19 protein-coding genes are annotated in these 21,840 nt (G+C 69.6%); all 19 read right to left on the reverse strand.

What is annotated here, in order from left to right:
• Positions 1-50 precede the first annotated feature (50 nt).
• The 19 genes from ACFC0D_RS21505 to ACFC0D_RS21595 all read right to left on the reverse strand — a co-directional run bounded on the left by ACFC0D_RS21505 (position 51) and on the right by ACFC0D_RS21595 (position 21,821).
• On the reverse strand, positions 51-1,661 hold the full coding sequence (locus ACFC0D_RS21505) for an NAD(P)/FAD-dependent oxidoreductase (protein ID WP_376438166.1): 1,611 nt from the start codon (positions 1,659-1,661) through the stop codon (positions 51-53).
• 236 nt (positions 1,662-1,897) lie between these two features.
• A complete protein-coding gene (locus ACFC0D_RS21510) occupies positions 1,898-2,416 on the reverse strand; it encodes a flavin reductase family protein (protein WP_376438168.1) in 519 nt (172 codons plus the stop codon).
• A 490-nt stretch (positions 2,417-2,906) separates the two neighbouring features.
• Positions 2,907-4,082 (reverse strand): 3-deoxy-7-phosphoheptulonate synthase, encoded by a 1,176-nt coding sequence (locus ACFC0D_RS21515; RefSeq protein ID WP_376438225.1) that lies wholly within the window; start codon positions 4,080-4,082, stop codon positions 2,907-2,909.
• A gap of 101 nt (positions 4,083-4,183) precedes the next feature.
• On the reverse strand, positions 4,184-5,554 hold the full coding sequence (locus ACFC0D_RS21520; protein ID WP_376438170.1) for a salicylate synthase: 1,371 nt from the start codon (positions 5,552-5,554) through the stop codon (positions 4,184-4,186).
• Positions 5,555-6,121: 567 nt separating this feature from the next.
• Positions 6,122-6,637, reverse strand: coding sequence for a flavin reductase family protein (locus ACFC0D_RS21525; RefSeq protein WP_376438172.1), 516 nt, complete (start codon positions 6,635-6,637; stop codon positions 6,122-6,124).
• A gap of 710 nt (positions 6,638-7,347) precedes the next feature.
• The gene (locus tag ACFC0D_RS21530; RefSeq protein ID WP_376438174.1) at positions 7,348-8,718 is read right to left on the reverse strand and encodes an MFS transporter; all 1,371 of its coding nucleotides are present in this window, start codon (positions 8,716-8,718) and stop codon (positions 7,348-7,350) included.
• Between the two features lie 241 nt (positions 8,719-8,959).
• The gene (locus ACFC0D_RS21535; RefSeq protein WP_376438176.1) at positions 8,960-9,808 is read right to left on the reverse strand and encodes a class I SAM-dependent methyltransferase; all 849 of its coding nucleotides are present in this window, start codon (positions 9,806-9,808) and stop codon (positions 8,960-8,962) included.
• Positions 9,805-11,091, reverse strand: a complete 1,287-nt coding sequence (locus ACFC0D_RS21540; protein ID WP_376438178.1) for an FAD-dependent monooxygenase — start codon at positions 11,089-11,091, stop codon at positions 9,805-9,807. Before ACFC0D_RS21540 ends, ACFC0D_RS21535 begins: the two co-directional genes overlap by 4 nt.
• Before the next feature lie 34 nt (positions 11,092-11,125).
• Positions 11,126-12,211 (reverse strand): monodechloroaminopyrrolnitrin synthase PrnB family protein, encoded by a 1,086-nt coding sequence (locus ACFC0D_RS21545; protein ID WP_376438180.1) that lies wholly within the window; start codon positions 12,209-12,211, stop codon positions 11,126-11,128.
• Between the two features lie 220 nt (positions 12,212-12,431).
• Positions 12,432-14,126 carry a fatty acyl-AMP ligase gene (locus ACFC0D_RS21550; protein WP_376438182.1) on the reverse strand — a complete coding sequence of 565 codons (1,695 nt, stop codon included), beginning with the start codon at positions 14,124-14,126 and terminating at the stop codon, positions 12,432-12,434.
• Positions 14,123-16,852, reverse strand: a complete 2,730-nt coding sequence (locus ACFC0D_RS21555; protein ID WP_376438184.1) for an aminotransferase class III-fold pyridoxal phosphate-dependent enzyme — start codon at positions 16,850-16,852, stop codon at positions 14,123-14,125. The genes ACFC0D_RS21550 and ACFC0D_RS21555 overlap by 4 nt, the downstream gene beginning before the upstream one ends.
• Positions 16,849-17,124, reverse strand: a complete 276-nt coding sequence (locus ACFC0D_RS21560; protein WP_376438186.1) for an acyl carrier protein — start codon at positions 17,122-17,124, stop codon at positions 16,849-16,851. Before ACFC0D_RS21560 ends, ACFC0D_RS21555 begins: the two co-directional genes overlap by 4 nt.
• Positions 17,125-17,181: 57 nt before the next feature.
• On the reverse strand, positions 17,182-17,748 hold the full coding sequence (locus tag ACFC0D_RS21565; RefSeq protein ID WP_376438188.1) for a 4'-phosphopantetheinyl transferase superfamily protein: 567 nt from the start codon (positions 17,746-17,748) through the stop codon (positions 17,182-17,184).
• Between the two features lie 18 nt (positions 17,749-17,766).
• Positions 17,767-18,021, reverse strand: coding sequence for a hypothetical protein (locus ACFC0D_RS21570; RefSeq protein WP_376438190.1), 255 nt, complete (start codon positions 18,019-18,021; stop codon positions 17,767-17,769).
• Entirely contained in the window at positions 18,014-18,880 is an 867-nt protein-coding gene (locus ACFC0D_RS21575; RefSeq protein ID WP_376438192.1) for an alpha/beta fold hydrolase, read from the reverse strand. The genes ACFC0D_RS21570 and ACFC0D_RS21575 overlap by 8 nt, the downstream gene beginning before the upstream one ends.
• A complete protein-coding gene (locus tag ACFC0D_RS21580; protein ID WP_376438194.1) occupies positions 18,867-19,871 on the reverse strand; it encodes an NAD(P)H-dependent flavin oxidoreductase in 1,005 nt (334 codons plus the stop codon). Before ACFC0D_RS21580 ends, ACFC0D_RS21575 begins: the two co-directional genes overlap by 14 nt.
• Positions 19,871-20,701 (reverse strand): hypothetical protein, encoded by an 831-nt coding sequence (locus ACFC0D_RS21585; RefSeq protein ID WP_376438196.1) that lies wholly within the window; start codon positions 20,699-20,701, stop codon positions 19,871-19,873. The genes ACFC0D_RS21580 and ACFC0D_RS21585 overlap by 1 nt, the downstream gene beginning before the upstream one ends.
• Positions 20,698-20,946: an acyl carrier protein gene (locus tag ACFC0D_RS21590; protein ID WP_376438198.1), complete on the reverse strand. Its 249-nt coding sequence runs from the start codon at positions 20,944-20,946 to the stop codon at positions 20,698-20,700. The genes ACFC0D_RS21585 and ACFC0D_RS21590 overlap by 4 nt, the downstream gene beginning before the upstream one ends.
• Positions 20,943-21,821, reverse strand: coding sequence for a diiron oxygenase (locus ACFC0D_RS21595; protein WP_376438200.1), 879 nt, complete (start codon positions 21,819-21,821; stop codon positions 20,943-20,945). Before ACFC0D_RS21595 ends, ACFC0D_RS21590 begins: the two co-directional genes overlap by 4 nt.
• Between the last annotated feature and the right edge of the window lie 19 nt (positions 21,822-21,840).

Raw genomic sequence — 21,840 nt, forward strand, 5'->3', positions numbered from 1 at the left:
ATGCAAGCGGCCGGCCGGACCCGGAGCAGGGCCTGTCCGGCGGACAGGCGCTACCGGAAGAGGCGCCTGATGTGCTCGGGGGCCTCCTCCTTGCCCCACGCCACGACCTGCTCCATGACGTCGGGTGTGGCGTCGAAGAAGCGATTGTCGGGGTTGCTCAGATCGAGGGGCGTCGGGATGACTTCCGTGTCCCGTACCCGGGCGAGGATCTGCTCGGCGGCGTCCGCGGGCGTCACCTCACCGTCCTCGACCCGCCGGCAGAGCTCCCTCGTGAAGGTGAGGAGGCGGACGAGGCCCTGGCCGACAGGCGCGGGCAGCCCCGGCGGATCGGACTTCTCCAGATCCCTCAGGGGCCCGTCGTGCTTGGTCTCCAGGAACAGGCGGTGGGCCCGCTCCAGGGCCATCGACGGCAGGAAGCTGATCGACTTCCAGACCTGGCAGACCGCGTTCCACAGGGCGTAGTCGCGGAATCCGACGAAGGAGCTGTAGACCAGGTCGTCGTGGACGTCGAACAGGCCCTGCTGGAGCGCGTCGATGTACGAGAACCGCTCGGTCGACCAGTCGCCGTCGCGGGACGCCTCGATCAGCCGCCACGCCAGGGCGTTGACGACCTCGAATGTGTTGTTCAGGCCTCGCGAGTAGAGCGCGTCGATGAACCCCGCAGCGTGCGCGGTCAGGCAGTACCGCTCACCGACCGTCCGCGTCGCGGAGTACTGCAGCCGGCCGGTGCTGACCCAGGGGCGCACCGCCCTGGCACCGTGGAACTGTTCCGCGATCTGCGGGTACCGCGCCAGGAACGCGTCGAACTCCTCCTGGGGGGAGCGGCCGTCCTTCGGGAAGACCCTCTCGTCCACCGTCAGCCCGACGCTGCACAGCGTGCTGACAGCGCCCTCGTGGTTGTCGAACGGGATCACCCACAGCCAGCCGCCGTCGAAGACGTGGTGCAGGGTGCCGGCGTGCCAGGGGCTGGGCTGGTTGTGGCCCTTCGCTCCCTCGCAGTCGTCGTACGGCTTCACGCCCACCATGTGGGTGAACAGACTGCGCGAGTGGTGCCGCGCCCGGGTGGGCTCCTCCCGCAGGCCGAACTTGTCGGCCACCGGCGAACGGAATCCGCTGCCGTCCACCAGGTACTCGGCGTGGAACTCCTCCCCCCGGTCCGACCGCAGCACGACCCCGTCGGGTCCGGTCTCGATGTCCTGGATGCGGGTGCCCAGGCTCGCGTCGGCACCGTAGGCGACGGCGACGTTGAACAGGTAGGCGTCCGTGTCCTGACGGAACAGGTGACTCTCGGTGCTGTGCCAGCTGGGGATCTTCAACTGGTTGACCTGCTCCGGGTCCTGGAGCTTGCCCTCCTGGTGGTACACGAACCCGAAGTTCTGCTTGCGGCCGCTCAGGGGGGAGATCTTCGTCTGGATGCCGCGGAAGCTGGCGAGCGATCCGATCTCGGGCACCTCGTAGCGGTCCGCGATGACCTTGATCATGGTCGAGGTGTACGGGATGGTCGACTCGCCCACCGCGAAGCGCGGGTGCGTGCCCGCGTCGATGACCAGCACCTTCACACCGTGTCTGGCCAGCACCGCGGCAAGCGTCCCACCCGCCATACCCGCACCGAGGATGGCGACGTCGTAACGCTTCGCGTCCCGCTGTCCGTTGTCCGTCATGTTCACAGTTCGCCTTTCGGAGCAGTACGTGGCCGGTGTCCTGGTAGGGGGCTGCGGAGTTCTCGCCCGATCGCGTCCTGCGGCACCGGGAGCCGGACACGTCTGTGCGGCAGGCGGACGCGGCGGGGCCTGCGGGGGGACCGACGGCGAACGCCGGCCGAATGCGGAGGTGTTGGGGGTCCCGTGAGTGATGTGTCATCCGTGAGCGGCCCGGCGGCGGGCCGACACGGCAGCCGTCAGGTCGCTTCCTGGAGAGCGCGCAACGCTCCGCGGAAGAAGACCAGCGGTTGCTCGAAACGCGTCGGCAGTCCCATGTCCACCACCTCGCTGACGAAGATGGTGTGGTCACCGACCTCGGACGCGCTGACCACGCGACAGGAGAGGAATCCCAGCGCGTCGTCGAGGACGGGCGTCCCCGTCGCCGAGGGGCTGTGCGCCACGTCCCGCAGCGACGCCGTCGCCTTCGCGGCGAACTTCCGCGCGAGGAGTTCCTGTTGCGCGGAGAGGAAGTTGACCACGTACGCTCCCGTCCCCTCGATGATCGGGCGCAGTCGGGAGTCGTTGTGCAGGCAGATCAGCACCAGCGGCGGATCGAGGGAGACCGAAGTGAAGGAGTTGACCGTGGTCCCGGCCGCCTGTGCACCGGTTCCGCTGGTGATCACCGTCACCCCGGTCACGAAGTGACCGCAGACACGACGGAGCATCGCCGTGTCGACGGGTCCGGCCTGGTTCGGCTTGTGAGTGTCCGGCTGCATCGGTCACATGGCCTCTCGGGGCAGGGAGGGCGTTCGACGCCTTCCTCGGCTGGATATGCACACCATCTGTTCCTGCGAGGTGGAATTCCCCGGCTGAAGCCGCTCCCCCTTTCCTTCGGTCTTCGCGCAGGTCGACCGGCCGCCCGATGCTTCTCGGCCGGCTTCTCTCGCCGTTTCCGCGTTCAGAAAGGAGAATTCGACGACATGCGCTCGATGAGGTTGGCCCTGATCCTGTGACCGTCCCGCCACAGGATGGCACGCACCGAAGATAGCCACGCCACCTGAGAGCTGTCATCAATTCGATCACCAGTGGGGTCAACTGGTGAGAGAGACAGAATGGGCCGTGAGGAACGCACGGGCCGATGAGGAATTCACATGCCGCCCGACAAGTCGGAAATCACCACTTGGCGGACAGGCCGGGGGAAGAGCCGAGGCCCTCACGATGAAGGCCTCGGCCGGTGAAGCCCCCTCCTTCACGTGCCACGACGCGTCAGCGGCGCCGGCCGTGCCACGCGGCGGCCACATCGAGTGCCTGCCGGCGATTGAGTCGCGGGTCGCACAGCGTCGTGTACGTCCCGTCCGCCCGCCCCGGCCTCTCCGGCCCGGACGCCTCCGCCACGCACTCGGTGACCGCATGCGGCGTCGCCTCCAGATGCAGTCCTCCCGCGACCCCCTTCGCCGCGACGACGGCGTCCTGGAAGCGGACGACCTCTCGTACGATCTCGTCGACGCCGCGGGTCTTCAGCCCTCCCGGTCCGGTCACGGTGTTTCCGTGCATCGGGTCCGACAACCAGCTGACCGGATGCCCCGCGGCCCGTACGGCGGACACCAGTCCCGGCAGCCGCTCGGCCACGGTCCCGGCGCCCATCCGGGCGATCAGGGTCAGTCTGCCGGGCACCCGGTCCGGGTCCAGCACGGCGCACAGGCGCACCAGTTCGTCCGAGGAGCAGGACGGGCCGACCTTGCAGGAGACGGGGTTGTCCACGGACGCCAGCAGACGCACGTGCGCCCCGTCGGGCTGTCGGGTGCGCTCGCCGATCCACGGCCAGTGCGTCGAGGTGAGCAGCAGCCTGCCGTCGATACTGCGGCGCACCAGGGGGAGTTCGTAGTCGAGGACGAGTGCCTCGTGGCTGGTCCAGGTTCGTGCTTCCGGCGCCCCGGCTCCCCCGCCGCCGCGAAGCCGCAGGGCTGCCACGGCCGTGGCAGCGGCGTCGTAGCACGCCACCATCCGCGAAGGCTCCGGGCGCCGGGCCAGGGCATCGGGCTCGGGAGCGTTGACCAGGTGGCCGCGGTAGACCGGCAGTTTCCCGTCGGTACGTTCCATGGGCCGGGACCGAGGCTTGGCGAACTGGCCGGCGATGCGGCCGACCCTCAGGACGGGCGCGCAGGAGCGGGCTCGCATCGCCTCGGCGAGCTCGTCCAGCAGGTCCGCCTTGCGCAGCACCGGACCGGCGGCGCATTCCGCCGGGTCCTCCGCGCAGTCGCCGGCCTGCATCACCAGGTACCGGCCGTGCGCGACCTCGGCCAACAGGGCGCGCAGCGTGTCCACTTCGTCCCTGGTGACCAGCGCCGGGCTGTTCGCGAGGGCGTCACGCGCCGGGGCGAGCCGCGGATGGTCGGTCCAGTCGGGCTGCTGCTCGGCGGGCAGCGCGCGCCGGCGTCGCATCTCGTCCGAGGAGAGGGCGACGCCCTCGTCCTCGGCGAGCAGCAGGGCAGCGCCGCTGTCCGCTACGGCGTGCCCTTTCCACGGACGGGAGGACGTCGCCGTCATGCGTGCGCCTCTTCGGCCATCGCCCCGGAGGCGACGCCCACGGGCTCGACGGCCGGCACCAGGAAGCGCCCGATGCTGCCCATCTTCTCGCAGGTCTCCTCCAGTTCCCGCTCGGGTCGGGAGTCCCCCACGATGCCCGCGCCCGCACGCAGCCACGTGCGTCCGTTCTGCCGGTAGACGCTGCGCAGCACCAGGGCGGCGTCCATGGCCCCGTTCTGGTCCAACGTCAGGACGGCTCCGCTGTAGAGCCCCCGCACCTCGGACTCGTTGTGGCGGATGCTGTCGTACGCGGCCTCCTTGGGAACACCCGATGCGGTGACGGCGGGAAAGACCGCGCTGAAGGCGTCCCAGGCGTCCCGGCCGGTCTCGAGCTGCCCGCTCACCCGGGAGGCCAGGTGCTGCACGGTGCCACGCTCCCGCACGGCCATGAACTCCTCGACGCCGACGGTGCCGGGGGCGCACACGTCGAGCAGCTCGTCGTACGCGACCTTCACGGAGATCGCGTGCTCGAATATCTCCTTGGGGTCCGCGAGAAGATCTCCGCGGAGTCGCTCGTCCTCGGCCCGGTCCCCCGTCAACGCCCTGGTTCCGGCGAGGGGTTGGCTGACCACGCGCCCGTCGGGGTCGATATGGGCGACGATCTCCGGGCTGAAGCCGGTCGCCTCGATGCCGCCGAGGCGGAGCAGGAAGGAACGTGCGGGGCTGTTGCCGCGCCGGCCCGCCAGGTACGTCCCCACGAAGTCGACCTCGAAGTCGACCGGCACCACCCGGGAGAAGATCACCTTCTGGAGGCGCTGGTCCTGGATCGCCTCGACCGCGGCACCCACGGACCGGCGGTAGGCGTCCGCTCCGGCCTGCCGCACGTCCACAGGGTTCGGCTCGGTCCGGAACTCGTCGTTGTCCTTCATCAGTGCGTCCAGAGCGGCCGTGAGGGTGGCCTGGTCCGCGGAGCGCAGATGGGCCTCGCCCTCCTCGATCCTGATTTCGGTGTGGGGTACGACGAGGTGGAGCAGGCGCTGATCACCGATGTGCCGCACGTCCCCGTCCTTGGCGTACGACAGCTCGAACGTCGCCCAGCCGTAGGCACGCCAGTCCTTGATCCGTACGGCGTCGAGAAGGTCCTGCACCTGTTTCAGTGGACAGCCGTCCCACGGCAGCAGCACTTCTTCCTGCTGGCGCAGTCGTGCGCCGGTGCGGTCCAGGGTGACCTCGGCGAAGGAGCCGCCCGCATAGGACCACGTACCGCTGTTCTCGTACACCACGTAGTCCGCGTGCAGGCCGGACGAGGCCAGGCGGGCGACAGCGGTCATGGGGTCCGAGACCAGCCTCAGCCGCGTCTCGAAGTAGTGCCTGGGGAACTGGTTCATCGCGAACGTCCTTTTCTCGAAAGCCAAAAGGGAAATGCGAAGCGGAGAGTTCACCGCAGGCCGACCGGCGGCACCGCGTGCGCGACGGCACCGGGTTCCGGGCAGGCGCCGAGTGCGGCCGGTCCCGGGACCCGGCAGTGCTCGGGGTCCGTGGACGGCGACCGCTTCCGGCCCGAGCCACAGCCGTGGACGGCGAGCGGTCCGAACGGGACGCCCAGCCGAAGAAGACAGGCGCGAAGGCGGCCCGGAGGTTGGGTGAATGCCGCTCGGTGGACAGTGCGTGGACCGGTATCCCGGGGAGGGGGACCGGCAGCACGGGTCACGAGATCATCCGTACCTGCTCGGTACGGGCCGCGGTGAGGGACGGGTCACCGCGTACATCAGCGCGCAGAACAGCGCGGTGAGGCCGAGAATACACACGATCCCGTCAACTGGGGTCGGTTCCCTGGTGATTGTGTTCGTATCCGGCCCCGCAGACTTCGACTTCCGGTCCCGGGGACACGGAGGCGTCCCCGAACAGGGGCGTGCCCGGGTGCGGTTCAGCACCCGGGTCGCAGGTCAGCCGGGTCAGGCCGTGCCCAGGGCGGCGGCCAACAGCCCGCAGCGCAGTACGGGCCTCAGGAGGACGTGGCGCACGTCGGCGAAGAGGGTGACCTGATCGCCGTGGGAGGAGTGCCCCATGATCACGCAATTGGCGACCGCATGAGCGTCGGCGCGCAGGTGGGGTCCGGTGGCACCGCGCGGTACGGTCCAGTCGATACGGTCGAAGGCGTCGGACGCCTCGGAGGCGAACCGCTCGGCCGCCGTCCGGGCTCCTCGGCGAAGGACGTTGAGGGCGAACTCACCGACGGTGAGCGCCGCGTGGGCCGTCGGGCTTGCGCTGTGCAGGCTCACCAGGATGGTGGCCGGATCGCGGGCGACGGTCGCGAGGAACGTGCACTTCGTACCCCAGGGGCGGGCCTCGGTGTCGAAGGCGGTGGCGACGGCCACGCCCGTGCGCATGCGCGCCGTCAGGTACTTCATGCCGTCGGCGCCGGCCGGGCGCATCCTGTTGACCGCGCGCGTACGCGCTGCTCGGATCATGCGAATCTCCACGCTCTGCTCGTCGGACGGGTACGGGGCGTGGGACACGGTGCCGCAATCCGGTCGGCCGTTCCCCTGCGACGAGTGACTCGACCCCGGAAACTCGCGTCGTCCATGGCGCTCTCCTGAGCTGCGGCGGCGGATATCTTCTCGGATGTTCGCTCGGCTGCCATCGTGCCGGGAGTTTCTATCGGGGCGGAATGGAGCCTTATCCCGACTGTATCTCACATATGTCCCGCAGGCCGTTACTACGACTATTTCGTACGACTCCTCATTTTCGGGAGAACTTCGCAGGTCCCGCGCAGGACCCGCGGCAGGACGAACGGTGGCGGACCGCGCCGCGGCTCGGGCCCATCCACCGCCGGGGCGACGGCCGGTCGAACTCGGCGTGATCGAAGGCGGCATCGGTCGTCACCGGCCGGCGGCCCGGCCGGTGACGACGGATGCCGAACTGCGGCAGACGGTTCACGGAGCCGCGATACGTGAAGTACGCAATTCCACCCGGAAAGCATGAGCCGAATTCCACCGTCAGCCTGTTCCGAACAGGGGGAACACCCTCGGCATTGCCAAGGAATTCACGCGGCGACGAACAGCCACCTCACATGTGCGCGTGCGATTCCCCTGTACGGACTTCCCATGCCGAGGATTCCGGCAGGGAACCTCGTGAGGGGATCGGCCCGTGCCTGCGGGAGGCCTGCTCCACCCGGGCGTCAGTGCTGCCCGGCTCCGTCTGCGTCGGGGACGGTGCGGGGCAGCACCGCGAGAGCGACGAGGACGCCGGCCACCACGATCACGGCGCCGATGGTCATGCCGAGCGCGTAGCCGTCCGCGAGGGCCTCGAGCGTGCCGGAGTCTCCGGTGCGCGCGTTGGCGGCGGTGCCGAGGGCTGCCAGCCCGAGTGCGGCGCCGATCTGGCGTGAGCTGTTGAGCAGACCGGAGGCGGCGCCCGCCTCGTGGGCCGGGACGCCCCCGGTGGCGAGGGAGGCGATGGGGCCGAGACAGAGCCCGATGCCGATGCTGGCGACGAGCGAGGGGCCCAGAACGTCGGCGGCGAACGAACCGTCGGCGGTGAAGAGGCTGAACCAGGCGAATCCGATCCCCGTCAGCACGCCGCCGATGGCCAGCACCATCCTGGGGGCGAGACGGCCGCCCAGCTTGATGGCGAGAACCGACCCGACGACGACACCGAGCGCGAAGGGCAGGAATTCGAGACCGCTGCGGGCGGGACCGCTCCCCAGCACGCGCTGGAGGTAGAGGGAGATGAAGTAGAAGGCCGACGCCATGGCGCCGCCGAGCAGGAGGATGAAGAGGTTGGCGCCCACGACCGAGCGGTGGGTGAACAGACCCAGCCTGATCAACGGGTCGCGTGAGGTGGTCTTCTCCACGTAGAGGAAGGCGGCCAGCAGGACGACGGCCGCGGCAAGCGTCAGGAGGGTCGTCGACGAGGTCCACGGGTACTGGTCGGTGCGGACGACGCCGAACACGAGCAGGCTCATGCCCGCGGTGGCGAGGACGGCGCCCAGCACGTCCGGGCGGCCGCGCTCGGCCGTGGGCCTGTCGGCGACGATGCCGCGCCAGGCCAGGGCGATCGCGACGACCACCATCGGCACGTTGATGAACATCACCCACTCCCAGCCCACGTACTCGGTGAGCAGGCCACCGATGAGGACGCCGAAGGCGGCGCCCGCGGCGTTCATCGCGCTCCAGACGCCGAACGCCTTCACGCGTTCCTTGCCGGACGGGAAGGTGGCGGTCAGCAGTGCCAGCGCGGCCGGGGCCAGCGCGGCCGCCCCGATGCCCTGCCCGGCGCGGGCGGCCACCAGATGCCACGGTTCCGTCGCGAAGCCGCCGGCGAGGGAGGCGATGCCGAACAGGCAGAGACCCAGCAGCACGAGCCGCTTGCGGCCGAACAGGTCGGCGATCTTGCCGCCCAGGAGGAGCAGTCCGCCGAAGGTGAGGGCATAGGCGTGGATCACCCAGGTCAGGCCGACTTCACTGAAGCCCAGGCTGGTGCTGATTTGTGGGAGTCCGACGTTCACGACCGACAGGTCGAGAGACACCATGAACTGCACGACACTCACTGCGGCAAGCGTGAGTCCCGGCCGACCACCCCCACTGGTGGCCGGCGTCTCCTTTAACGAATCCGTATTGGTCACAGTGCCTCAGTCCTCGGTCGTGGCGCGTATCGGTGGAGTTTTCGAACACATTCAGAAATTGGCATCTGGGCAGTGTACTGTCGATCAAATAGCCTGAGAAGTACGCCAATTGAGCCAACATATCGCGCTTGGATTCCGCCCTCGACCGCACCGCGGTCGGCGAGTCTCAGGCGAGGTGTGCGCGGACCACCCAGTGGTGGTCGTGGGGCGGGCAGAGCCGCTCGGGCGGAGCCGGCAGCCATGAGCAGGCATCAGCGGCGAGCCGGCTCAAGGTGTACGCCTCGGCCCGCCAGCCATGGCGACCGAGGAGGCGGCCGAAGTCGTCCGGGCCGGGCCGGAACGCGGACCCCCGGGACTCCATGAACGCGAGGAACCTCTCGTTGGCCGCGTCCTCGACGTAGGCGGGGTGCGGTGCGTCGACGAGCAGCACGGAACCGCTCCTCGACAGCTCCCCGATGCGGGTGAGAAGCCGGGTGAACTGCTCGACTCCCAGGTAGGGCATGAGCCCTTCGACGATCCACACCGCGGGTCGGTCGGGTGTGTAGCCCGCGTCCTTCAGCCGCCGCGGCCACGTCTCGCCGCGGAGGTCCTCGCTCAACGCCACCCGATGGCACGTGAGCCGGTCACGGACCGGAGCCAGCAGCACCTCCTTCGCCGCCAGCTGACCCGGCAGGTCGATTTCGAAGAACCGGGTACGGGCGGGCAGTCCGAGGCGCCAGGCCCGCGTGTCGCTGCCCGCCGCCAGGCACACGACCTGCGTGATGCCGTCGGCGACGGCCTGTTCCAGCGCGATGTCGCCGAACCGGCCCCGCACGATCACGGATCCGATCGTGCCGCCGACGGCCAGAGCCTCCTCCGCCATCCGCCTCGACCGCGGCGTGCTCAGCAGAATCGCGTGATAGTCCGTCAAGTACGGGTCGGGACGGTCGTTCTCCATGGCCCTGATGACGGCGGTGATGAAGCTGGTCTCCTTGACGGCTTCGTCCCTGTCGCCGCGCCGGTCCGTATCCGTCACGCTGCGCTCCCGTTGTTGTGCCGCATTGCCGGCTGCCGACGTCGGCGGACAGAGAGCGAGGGCCGCGAGTTGACCCAGTCCTGATCGAACTTCCCTGTCGCCGCATAACTGCGGGAGATCTCCGCGAGTTCCTCCTCGCTGAAGACGTCCCCTATTCTCTCGAATCCCCGCGGGGCCCTCTGGTGCGCCAACGTGAGCACCCTCTCCGGGCCCATGGACCGATTGATCCGCTGCAGTTCCGCCATCTGGGGCAGGCGCTCGGCCTCGTACGCGCCCAGGGCCTCGCCCACGTCGGAGTGCGAGGCAAGGTGCCACGCGAGCACCCGCGCGTCGACGATCGCCTGCGTGGCGCCGTTGGACCCGGCGGGGTACATCGCGTGGGCGGCGTCGCCCAGAAGCGTCACGCGGCCGAACGTCCACCGCGGGACGGGGTCTCTGTCGATCATCGGGTACGTGTGGATCCGCTCGGTGTCCCCGATCACTCGGACCAGGTCCAGGTCCGGCGGTGACCAGCCGCCGAACTCCCGCAGGAGGACCTCTCGCATCCCGGAGACGTCCTCCTGGGGTCGGGAGCGCCCTGCGTCGGCGGTGGGGGCCGGGAACGCGGCGACCCAGTTGATGAGACATCTGCCCCTCGTACCGTGGTCGATCGGGTACAGGACGAGCCGCCTCCTGTCGTCCCCCAGTACGGTCATGGAACCTCCGGTCAGGAACCCGCTGCTCCAGGCCGTTCCCCGGTACAGCGTCATGCCGTTGGTCCGGGGTGGGCCCTCGGAGGGATAGAAGGCCGCGCGCACCGCCGAGTGGATGCCGTCCGCCCCGACGAGTACATCCGCCTCCACCGTCCGCCTTGCGCCGTCCTCGTGCACGAAGACACCGCGCGCTTCGTCCAGGCCCACGAGCCGGGCGCCGGTGACGATCGCCCCGTCGCCCAGGCGGCGTCGCACCTCCGCCGCCAGTACTCCGACGAGCCGAGCGCGGGATATCGAGACCTGAGGCCATCCGTAGCCCGCCGACAGTCCTCGGTCCTCCCGCCACACCACGTCGCCCTGCGGGCTGCACATCAGCAACTCGCGTGTCTGGACGCCCTGTTGTCGCAGTTCATCCAGGAGTCCGAGCTCCGCCAGCTCGCGCACGGCATTGGGCAGGATGTTCAGACCGAACCCCTGCGTGCTCAGGCGGGGTGCGGCCTCGAAGACGGTGACGTCCTCGAACCCCGCGGCGTGCAGAGCGATCGCGGTGGCCAGTCCGCCGATTCCGCATCCGACAAGGGTGATTCTCATCGCCCGCTCCCTCTCCGGGGGTGTGACCGTGACGTCACGGCGCGGCGGCCCGGCTCATCCCGGCGTGCGTCTGCCGGGTGAGGGTCATGATCGCGTCGAGCAGTTCCGTGCTTGCCCCGCCGCTGCCCCGTTCGTAGAGCCGGACGTCCTCGTGATAGGCGCGCCGCGCCATCACCAGGTGCTTGCCGCGGAACGAGATCAATACCCTGAGCGCCTCCCCCAGCGCCCGCGAGCCGGCCTGCACATGCAGTGACTCGTCCGGCGTCAGGGGTTCGCCGAGGGCTGCGGCGAACCGGGAGGCCAGGGACGGCTTCGCTCTCCATTCCGCGTACCGTTCCCGCCAGCCGGGAAGCGTGTGCGAGGCGAACTCCTCACAGAACGCCAGGTACTCCTCGCTGCCCCCGTCCGATGCCCAGAGCAGCAGGTCGATCAGGAACAGTGGGACATGGGCGGCGGCCGGGCCCATGTAGGTGCGTCCTGCCACGCAGACGTCGTCGAAGTACGGTCGCAGCTGGCGGGCGAAGAACTCGTGGGAGACGTCCGCGAGTACGGCCCTCATCACCGTGTCTACTGCGTTGACGCACGCGATGAAGGACGTCCAGTCACCGGTGTACCCGGGACTGCGCGGGTCCGCCTCGGACAGGGAACGGCCGATGTCGAGCGCACGTGCCAGTTCCGGTACGCATGTCCGCACCGCGTCGATGAGGGCGCGCTCCATCGGGTTCCCGGTGTAGAGCCGCTCGCGCTCTCCGGTGGGGTTCCAGCAGGTGTAGTGGTAGACGGTGTCGCGCGGGATCATGCACGTACGCCGTCCCAGCAGTTCGAACGGCTCCGTGGCGCCCGCGACGACATCGAAGGCCACCACTCCGTGCCTCTTGAGGCTGCCGAGATACATACCCAGGTCACGCATCGCGGCGAGGCATTCCGGCAGCGTGAAACCGGCGATGCGCTGCTCCGTGGGGAGGGCCTCGCCGAGGACACGCGCCAACGCGTCGACGTCCGCGGCTTCGTTCATCTTGGGCAGGCGTCGCAGGTCGATGTCGAGGTTCAGCGGATCGAGCCGTCCGACCTCTGTGTTGAACTCCACGGAAGCCACGTCTATGTGTGTGCTGAATGGCATGTGCACCAACTCCGGTATGTGTCCCTGGGTCACGTGACGTCGAAGAGGGGGTGTGCTGGGGCCCTTGGACGGCGTCGCCGCACCCGGTGGGCGGCCGTCAAAACCGGAAGTCGGGCGAGGGAACCCGTGGATCCGCGCCGGTGTCCCGGCGGCGGTCCACCGATCCCCTCACCACGAGCCGCCGGCCCACGACCTTCGTACGCCACCGCGGGCACCGGACTCAGGACGAGGGCACCCATCCTTCGACGAACATCTCGCGCGCCTTCGACCGCTGCAGCTTCCCGCTGGTGGTCTTGGGGATGCTGCGCTTGGGGACCAGGTGGACCGCGGCCGCCCGGACGCCGGTCCGCGAGCCGACGGCGGCCACGACGGACATGCGCAGCGCGTCGTGCCGGTCCTCCTCGAGCTCCGTCTCGACGATCAGGTGCAGGTCCTCCGAGCCGCTGCGGTGGTCCCAGTACCCGACCGCGATCACCGCGCCGAGACGGACGCCGGGCACGGTCTCGGCTGCCTGCTCGAAGTCCGAAGGGAAGTAGTTGGCACCGCGGATGATGATCAGGTCCTTGGCCCTGCTGGTGATCCTCAGCCGGCCACCACGGAGATAGCCGACGTCGCCGGTCCTCCACCAGTCCGGCCCGTCGATCGACGCGTCGGTCGCTTCCGGCAGGTCGAAGTATCCGGCCGTACGCGACGGGCCGCGGAACTGGATGTGCCCGATCTCGTTCTCGCCGAGAGTGCGGCCTTCGCCGTCCACGACGCGGACTTCCGTGTCCGCCACCGGCTCACCGCAGTCCACTATCTGCAGCGCGTCCGTGTTCCGCGGGTCGACGTCGACCGCCCGTGCCTCGGAGACGGCGGCCCGCCGGTCGATGGAATCGTAGGTCAGCGGCTCCTCGGGGCGTGCCGTGGTGATGGCGAGGGTGGCCTCCGCCATTCCGTAGCCGGGCGTGAAGGCGTCGGCGGGCAGCCCCCAGGCGGCGAAGCGTTCGACGAAGCGCCGCGCGGTGGCCGGCTGGACGGGTTCGGCACCGCAGAGCGCCATCCTCCAGGACGAGAGGTCCACGCCTTCGAGCTCCTCGTCGCGCACCCGGGCGGTGACGTAGCCGTAGGCGAAGTTCGGGCCCGTCCCGAACGCGCCGCGGTGGGTGCTGATGAGCCGCAGCCACTCCGCCGGGGAGCGCAGGAACCGGGTCGGCGGCATGAGTACCGTGTCCGCCCCGGCGTAGATCGGGCACAGGACCCCGGTGATGAGCCCCATGTCGTGGTAGAGCGGAGCCCAGCTGACCATCGTGTCCTCGGGCGTCCACGAGAAGTTCCCGATCAGCTGCGCGCAGTTGGTGGCCAGGGCCTCGTGCGAGATCATCACACCCTTGGGGGTGCCCGTGGATCCGGAGGTGCACTGGATCAGCGCCAGGTCGTCACCCTTCGGCAGGCGTACGGGCTCCTGCGGAGCGTCGCCGGCGGTGGCGCGCGCGTACAGCTCGGCTCCGTCGAGCAGTCGGGTGCCGCCGGGATGGGGAAGGTCCTCGATCACCGCCGCGGTGGTGATGATCGCGGCGGGGCGCAGGTATCCCACGAGATCCTTCAGCTGGGCCTCGAACCCGGCCGCGCCTCCGAAGGCGACGGGCAGCGAGATCGCCGTCGGTACGGCCCCGAGCAACTGGATCCCCAGGAACGAGGTGACGAACGGCGCGCCCGTCGGCAGGCAGATCAGCACCCGGTCGCCGTGGCCGACACCGCCCTCCTTGAGGGCCGCCGCACACCGCGCGGCGGTTTCGAGGAGGCCGTCGCAGCGCAGCGTCTCCTCCCTGCCCGGTTCCGGTACGAGGGTCACCTTCGACCCGTCCGGACCTCGTTCCGCCTCCGCCGCCAACGCGTGCAGGAGGCTGGGGGAACGCCGACGAAGCATGGTCATCCGAAGTTCTCCTCTAGAGCGCTGCTGAGTGGATCGACGGTCCACGGCTGTACCGAAACGTCGTCGGCGGCGATGCGGGCGGGGAGCAGCCCGTGTCGTACGGACAGGTCTCGGGCGGCCAGCACGCCCGCCGAGGAGAGCCCGCCGTAGGAAGGGCTCGGGGCATCGGGTTCGAAGCCGAGCAGGATGGTCTCGGCCAGGCAGGAGTAAAGAATGCCCGGCGGCAGCGTGATGCCGGGGAAGTGGGGAGTCTGTCCGCCGGGCAGCCGGATCCGTCCGCCCGACACCAGTTCGACGTTCGGCAGGCCCTCCACCGCCGGGTGCACGTCGCCGGGGACGGCGAGGTCGCAGACGAGGACGTGCCGGTCGCCCGCGAGGTGGTGGGGCAGGATCACCGGGTCCGCCGCGTTGGTGGCGCTGACCACGATGGGGCAGTCCCGCAGGGCGGCGAGGTCCTCGGCGACCGACACGTCGACCAGGTGGGAGAGCCGGTCGGCGACCGTCGCGAGTCGTCGCGCCGAGCCCGGCCGGCCGACGAGCACCAGCGAATCGCAGTGCGGGGCGACGAGTTCGGCCATCACCGCGCCGATGTTTCCGATTCCGCCGACGACGCCGACGCGGCGCTCACCCGGGGCGGAGCCGGCCAGTCGCAGCCTCAGCAGGTCGTAGGCACAGGCGGCGGTCAGCGAGTTGCCCGAGGTCACCCGGACCTCGCTCTCCACCACGTCCCGCCCCGCGTTGGTCACGATGGAGGTGTGGCCTCCGAGGCCGATCACCTCGGCCCCGAGCGAGACGCTCAGTTCCACGGCGTCGAGCACCGTCCGGCGCAGCCAGGCCCCTTGGCCCCTGCGCAGCGCCTCGTTGGCCTGAGCCGCGGTGAACGGCACGGCCACCATGATGACTTCGGCCTCTCGATGTGCCCCGGACGTGATGCGGTGCCGGGTGACCTCGAACGGATCGAGTTCGCCCCACATCCGGTCGAGCGCCGCCTCGCACTGCTCGTCGGTCCATGCCGCCAGCTCCGGCGCCATGGACGTCAGCTTGCCCGGCACGTCGAGATTGGCGAGGAACGCGACGCGCGGCACGTCGCCACGGCTCCCACCGGGCGGCACCAGCCGGTCGCGGCGTGGCAGCGGGACGTGCTGAGGGGGCAGCCAGGCGGTGTCCGTCGGCTCCGTCAGGTGTGCGAGCAGGGTCGCGTAATCACCGCGGGAGAGCAGCCCCGCGACATCGTCGAACGCGGCCACGATACGGTCCACGTCGGCGGGCTCCAGCAGTGCCGACGGCTCGACGCGCAGGGTCGTGGGCGCGGACATGGTCGGGATGACTCTGATCCGGTGCTCGCGCAGCAGCCGGCCGGCGATGAGGTAGCCGAGCGACTCGCTGCTGAACACCTCGCGCAGCATCCCGGAATCGGGCTGCGGAAGGGTGAATTCGACGCCCAGGAACAGCCCGCGCCCCCGTACCTCCACGATGGCGTCGGGCCAGCGGGCGGCCATGCCCGCCAATCGGTCGCGAAGCAGCGTGCCCGTCTCCACGATGCGCTCGCGGTATGCGAGGGAGAGGTCCACCGCCGCCTTGGCGATCCACGCGGAGAAGTCGTCGTCGGCGAAGGTGGAGAGGTGGTGGCGACCGAACTCCGCCACGTACTGGTCCGCGGCGACGAGCAGTGCCGAGACCTTGGCGAGTCCCCCACCGAGCGCCTTGGAGAGCAGGTAGTAGTCGGCGACCACACCGGAGTCCTCGGAGGCGAGAAACGTGCCGGTGCGCCCCATACCGCTCTGGATCTCGTCGAACACCAGCGCCGCCTCGTGCCGGTCGGCGAGCTCCCGCAGGGCGCGGAGGGTTTCGGTGGGGACCTCGTGCACCCCGGCCTCGCCCTGGATGGGCTCGACGAAGCAGGCGGCCACCGGCGACAGGTGACGGACGTCGGAGTGGGGTACCCCGGAGGCGTCGACGCGTACCGAGTGGACCGGTACGCGCTCGGAGTCGAGCGCGGCCACCACGGCCTCGGGGGTCCAGTCGTCGAGCCGCCGGTGCCGGGGTCCCGGCACACGCAGGTCGGACGGCACGTTGCCGCTGTGCGTCAGCGTGCCGGCGGCGGCCGACTTGCCGTGGAAGGCGTTGCGCAACGAGGCGAAGACCGGGTCCGTCTCCCGCATGGTGACGATCCGGTCGAGGGCCTCGCTCAGCACCTCGGCGCACGGGCGTCCCTCCGCGGGCCCGCTCGCGCACGGGACGCTCGCGAGTCCGTCGCGGCGCACGCGCCGCAGGGCGACCTCGTACTCCTCCTGAAGCGCGCCGAGTCGGCGCCTGTGCGCGACCGTGGCGTGCTTCACCGCGGCTTCGACCGCGTCGGCGCCGCCGCTGCCGAGGGTGACCACGTACCGCGCACCGGTCGTGGCGCCGACGACATCGGACAGCCGCTGCGCCAGAGCGGCCGCCCCCGGGCGGACGCTGGCCTGGGCGTTGAAGGGGATCTGCGCGTCGAAGCACCGCCGGGCCACATCGACCAGGTCCGGGTGGTTGTGCCCGAGCAGCGACGCACCCGCGCCGCCGACGAGGTCGAGGACCTGGTCGCCGTCCGGCGGATCGTCCGCGCCGTCCTGCGGTTGCAGGACCAGGTGGTCACCCTGGCCGGCCCGGTAGGTGACGTCCAGGTTGAGCGCGCGGAAGATCCTGGCGAACTCCGGGCGGAGGAAGCGCGCGAAGGGAGTGTCGCTCATGCGTCGTCACCCCCCTGCCCGACCTGCACGCTGAGCGACTGGGACACCTGCTCCACGACGTCACGCAGCGTCCGCATCCCTGCGGCCTGTTCGTCCGAGATCCGGATGTCGAACGCGGCTTCCATCTCGACCACCAGACTGATGGAGCGGATGGAGTCGAGGCCGTAGTTGACCAGCGGGGCTTCCGGGTCGAATTCGGTCACCTGGAGCTCGCGCCGAAACATCGGTTCGACGATCTCAAGAATTTCGCGGTTCATTGCTTCCTTCTCCATTCGAACGCTCATCGTTCGGCCGGTGCGGGCTCGGCAGGCCGGGACGTGTCGCGCGGTTCATCGCCGTATCGCGACGGCGAACGAAAGTTCTGCCTCGGAGCGAACCCACACCGATGCCGGTTCGCCGCGGTACGAAGCGATCAACACGTCGCCGGCCCGGCGGAGTTCGATCCGCCAGAACGTGAAGGCTCCGAGGGTTCCCATGCTGCTCAGGGCCTTGAAGGCCGCTTCCTTGGCGGCGAACAGATCGCGCGCGGTGTACCCCCCGGGCGATCCGAGCAACGTGCGCCGCTCGCGCTCCCCCAGAACGAACCCGGCCACGCGAGGGGTGACGACCCCGCTCTCGATGTCGACGCCGACCGCCTCGGCCCCGGGGACCACCACCGCGACCGCCCAGCGCTCGGTGTGGGAGATGGAACCGGCGAATCCCTCGGGGAATCGCGGTCTCCCGTCGGCTTCGCGGGGAACGGTCCGGTCTGCCGACCCGGCGGACGCGAGGGCCGTGGCCGCCGCGCGACGCCCCGCCGCGGACTGCTCAGCAGGTCCGTAGGGGCGCGCCACCGGGTGGAACACGACCGTCGCCTCCGGACCGACTCCCTCGGGGGGATCCCACCCGACAGCCACCGTGTGCCCTTGTGTCCTTCAGTGCCGCAGGGCCAGGACGTGACGCGTCAGGGAGTCGATCGAGCGCAGCACCTCGGGCTCGACGTCGTCGTCCCATTCGAATCCGAAGGCGTCCTCCATCGCCACCAACAGGCTCACCAGTCCGGTGGAGGGCAGTCCGGCCTCGCGCAGCGACACGGAGTCCGGGATGCCGCCGGCGAAGCGCTCGTCACCGAACAGCTCGACCAGCAGTCCGCGGACGCGCTGCCGGATCTCGGACTCGGTGTCAGACACGCGACTCCACTTCCTCCACGAACTTGCCGACGAGCGTCTCGAAGTGCTCGGGGTCGTCGAGGAACGGCACGTGCCCGGCGTCCTGCACGATCTCGCAGCGCCCGTCGGGGAACAGCGCGGCGACTTCGTGGCCGCGCTGCGGGCTCAGCAGCATGTCGTCGTCCCCGAGGACGAGCAGGGTGGGCGCGGCAACGCGGGACAGCAGCTCGGAACTGGCGTCGCCCGTCTGGACCAGGTTCAGACCGTTGGTGAGTTCCTCCGGGGTGGACATCGCCAGGAAGCTCTCCCGGAGGCCGAGGAATCCCGGTGTGCCGCCCTCCTCGTTCATCCGGCCGCTGATCACCTCGGCGTAGAGCTGGTTGTACAGGGAGGCCATGCCGTGGCTCTGCAGCGTCAGCAGCCACGAACGGTTCAACTGCCGGTGGCGCCGCATGCCCTTGACGCCGAAGACCGGTCCCGCCAGCACCAGGCCCTTGACCCGGTCCGGGTGTGCGAGCGCCACGTCCCTGGCGAGCTGGGAGGAGGAGGATGTGGCGACCAGATAGGTCGCGTCGATCTCCAGCGCGTCGAGCAGCCCGATCACGTCCGCCGCGTGCTCTTCCCAGGTCGGCTCCCGGTCGAGCCGTGCGGACGCACCGTGATTGGCCATGTCGTAGCTCACGACACGGTGGTTCTTCACGAGTTCCTGGGTATGAGCCCGCCAGAACGGCGCGGTGATGAAGAAGTTGTTGAGCAGGGTGATGGCCGGGCCCTCACCGCTGGACTCGTGGTAGAGCTCGACGCCCTCCCTGGTGCGTATGCGGGGGGTGTCCTCGCGGTACGACAGGTCGTAGGACTCGTTGGCTTCACTGTCCGACACGGGATTCCGTCCTTCTCTTGGTTGCTGTGGCCATCGGGGGTCGGAGGGCGCCTGCGTACGCGGCGACGACCTCGGCCGCCGGAGCTTCGGCGGAGACCGCGGTGCAGGACCGGCCGCAGTACAGCGCCATCTCGTCGATGCGCCCGCTGGTCGCGTCGGTCGGTACGGCCGCGCTGAATCGCGGCACCAGATACGGCTTCCCCTCGACCATCGTGCGGCCGATGAACTTCTTGGGCTGACGGGGATCGGCGGTCACGGCCGTCGCCAGCACCCGGTGCCGGCGGCCGGGCCACCCGATCTCGTAGACGTCGGTGATCACGGTGTCGCTCGCGTCGGCCTCGGTCACCGCCGACTTGAATTGGCCGTGGGCGCGGGACTCGTGTGCGACGACGAAGGCTGTGCCGAGCAGGATGCCGTCGGCTCCGGCGGCGACGGCCCGCTCGGCCTCGGCCGGCCCGCCGATGCCGCCCGCGGCGACCAGACAGGCGTCGGGCAGCCGGTCACGCAGGGCGGTGACCAGCTCGTCCCGCCCCGACACCCCGAGCAAGTGGCCGCCGGCCTCGATGCCCTGGGCCACCACCACGGCGCCGCGCTCGGCCGCGTGCACACCGTCCTCGACGGTCCCCACCTGCACCACCGTCTGCCGGCCCGCAGCGGAGACCCGTTCGAACACGGCGTCCTCGGGCATGCCGAACAGGGACACGTACACGTGCTGCGGCGTCTCGGCGAGCACCTGCGCCACCTGGCGGTCGAGCTCCTCGGGCCCGACCACCTCCGGGATCAGATTCACGCCGACGGGCCGATCGGTACCGGCGACCAGCCGCTCCAGTACGGCCGACAGCGCGTCGCCGACCAGCTTGTACCCGCCCACACAGCCCGCCGCACCGGCGTTGGACACCGCGCAGGCGAGCTTCGCCCCCGCGACACCGCCCATGCCCGACTGGAGGAGGCTCACCTCCGTACCGAGTACCGCCGCCACCGTGGCACGCATCAGCGGATGCCCTCGAGCGCGGACACCGCCGCGGCCGTGGTGCCGAACCGGTCGGTCAGGACATGCACCCAGCGCTCCAGGCCGAAGGCGAGGCAACTGGTGTGCGCCGCCTCGTCGCCGGCCTCGATCTCGCACCGCTCGCCGAAGAAGTTCCGGTGGTAGTTCACGGAGCCGATCGCCAGGCCGTCGACGACGAACTCCTCCTTGACGGGGAACAGCCGCTGCATCTTCGCCTTGCCGCCGTTCTTGTCGAAGAACGGGTCGGTGGCGACCTCCAGCTTGAGGTCCAGTCCGAGTGCGGCGCACAGTTCCGTCACGGCGTCCTTGGCGCGGACCAGGTGGTTCTTCGCCACCTCCTCGGCACCGATGCAGACGATCTCCCGCATGGTGAAGCCGAGCAGTCGCTGGAGGCCCTGGTAGTGGTCCTCGTTGCGGAAGCACGTACCGGCCGTGGTCCGCAGCACTCCCTCGGCGGGCAGCGTGGAGCCTGCCAGATCGAGGTAGACCGAGTAGCACGCGGCCGAGGGCAGCGCGAACGCGGTCGGCTCCATGACCTCGGCGGGTAGCAGGCCGACCGGCCGGGAGCTCTGCGCCAGCAGGGCACCGAGGCGCTGGGGATCGAGCCGGGTCGCGGCGAGGCCCAGATGCGGGAAGTTGTCGTAGTAGTCGAAGGTGTCCAGGTCCTGACAGCGCATCAGGAACGGGAACCGGAATTCCGGGGCACCCCAGGCATCGGCCCAGCGCAGGACTGCCGCGTCGAACGCTCGGAGCAGCCGCAGCTGGCCTCCGTCGAGGACTCCCAGACCGTTGTCGGTCGCTGCTGTGGTCATCGCGCCGCTTCCTTCGTGAAGAATCCTGCCTCGATCGCGTCGAGCGTGCGGAGATCGTCCAGATCCACGTCCTCCGGATCGATCGGCTCGCCGGTCAGCTCCTCCAGCAGGAAGATGAACTCGACGAACGCGAGCGAGTTGATGGCCCGGCTGTCGATCAGGTCCAGGTCGCTGGGCAGGTCTTCCAGCTTGGGGTTGCGGCTGAGAATGAACTCCCGCAGCGCCTGCATCGGTTCGGCACTCACTTGATGGATTCCTTGCCTACGCCTGCCCTCGACAGGAACTTCCTCGTCCTCTTCAGTACCTGGTCGTGCGCTTCCGCCCGGGCCGGGTGCTCCATCGCACGGCGCCGGAGCGCGAGCGCGTCCGGAATGCCCGCGTCGCGGTAGGCGGCCGGGTTGTACAGGGTCGCGACGCTGTACTGGAGGTAGTTCTCGAGGTACTCCGCCACCAGCGGCACCTCGTCCGGGTCGTTCTTGACCACCTGACCGAGCAGGTTGGTGAAGATCATCCGACCGAAGGCGACGTGCCGGCTCTCGTCCTGGTGGTGCACCCGGTTGATCTCACGGGCGATGTGCGGCAGGGACTCGTCGGTCGCCATGTACGCGTTGTAGTAGTCGACGATCTCCTCGAAGATCAGGATGCGCGCGAACACGATGAGCTCGCGGGCGACCGGCGACAGGTGTTCCACCGAGTCGGCCTTCAGCGTCGGCTGCGCCGGGTACAGCTTGCCGCCGTAGCGCAGGCAGAATTGCGCGAAGAACCACATGTGCTCGTTTTCCTCACCGATGAAGTGGTGGAGGAACTCCGAGACGTCCGCGTAGGTCCGGTCGTGAATGCGCATCACGACCTCGCTGAGCAGCTCGCGGATTCCGTGGATATTGAGGCTGAAGAAGTTGATCGCCTCGTACCGGGTCAGTGCGATCTGCTGCTCACGTGTGAGCTCGTCCCACATCGGAGTGCCGGCCAACGTGGTGAGGCTTTCGCTCATCCAGGGCATGTCCGGCTCGATCTTGTCCGGCCACTCGAAAATCGTATACGGGTTGTAGTAGCCGGATTCCGCCATGCTTTCCAGCCTGTCCAGCTCAAGAACGATCGGTTCGATCTTGGGCACTGCCATTTACTCGCCCTTCCACACA

It is taken from the genome of Streptomyces sp. NPDC056222, assembly GCF_042264065.1.
Classification (GTDB): domain Bacteria; phylum Actinomycetota; class Actinomycetes; order Streptomycetales; family Streptomycetaceae; genus Streptomyces.

Coding starts and splice junctions, on each gene's coding strand:
- ACFC0D_RS21520 (WP_376438170.1), bottom strand. CDS start 5,554: ATGAACCAGTTCCCCAGGCACTACTTCGAGACGCGGCTGAGGCTGGTC.
- ACFC0D_RS21510 (WP_376438168.1), bottom strand. CDS start 2,416: ATGCAGCCGGACACTCACAAGCCGAACCAGGCCGGACCCGTCGACACG.
- ACFC0D_RS21515 (WP_376438225.1), bottom strand. CDS start 4,082: ATGCGACGCCGGCGCGCGCTGCCCGCCGAGCAGCAGCCCGACTGGACC.
- ACFC0D_RS21560 (WP_376438186.1), bottom strand. CDS start 17,124: ATGGAGAAGGAAGCAATGAACCGCGAAATTCTTGAGATCGTCGAACCG.
- ACFC0D_RS21505 (WP_376438166.1), bottom strand. CDS start 1,661: ATGACGGACAACGGACAGCGGGACGCGAAGCGTTACGACGTCGCCATC.
- ACFC0D_RS21585 (WP_376438196.1), bottom strand. CDS start 20,701: ATGACCACAGCAGCGACCGACAACGGTCTGGGAGTCCTCGACGGAGGC.
- ACFC0D_RS21595 (WP_376438200.1), bottom strand. CDS start 21,821: ATGGCAGTGCCCAAGATCGAACCGATCGTTCTTGAGCTGGACAGGCTG.
- ACFC0D_RS21540 (WP_376438178.1), bottom strand. CDS start 11,091: ATGAGAATCACCCTTGTCGGATGCGGAATCGGCGGACTGGCCACCGCG.
- ACFC0D_RS21525 (WP_376438172.1), bottom strand. CDS start 6,637: ATGATCCGAGCAGCGCGTACGCGCGCGGTCAACAGGATGCGCCCGGCC.
- ACFC0D_RS21580 (WP_376438194.1), bottom strand. CDS start 19,871: ATGCGTGCCACGGTGGCGGCGGTACTCGGTACGGAGGTGAGCCTCCTC.
- ACFC0D_RS21545 (WP_376438180.1), bottom strand. CDS start 12,211: ATGCCATTCAGCACACACATAGACGTGGCTTCCGTGGAGTTCAACACA.
- ACFC0D_RS21555 (WP_376438184.1), bottom strand. CDS start 16,852: ATGAGCGACACTCCCTTCGCGCGCTTCCTCCGCCCGGAGTTCGCCAGG.
- ACFC0D_RS21550 (WP_376438182.1), bottom strand. CDS start 14,126: ATGACCATGCTTCGTCGGCGTTCCCCCAGCCTCCTGCACGCGTTGGCG.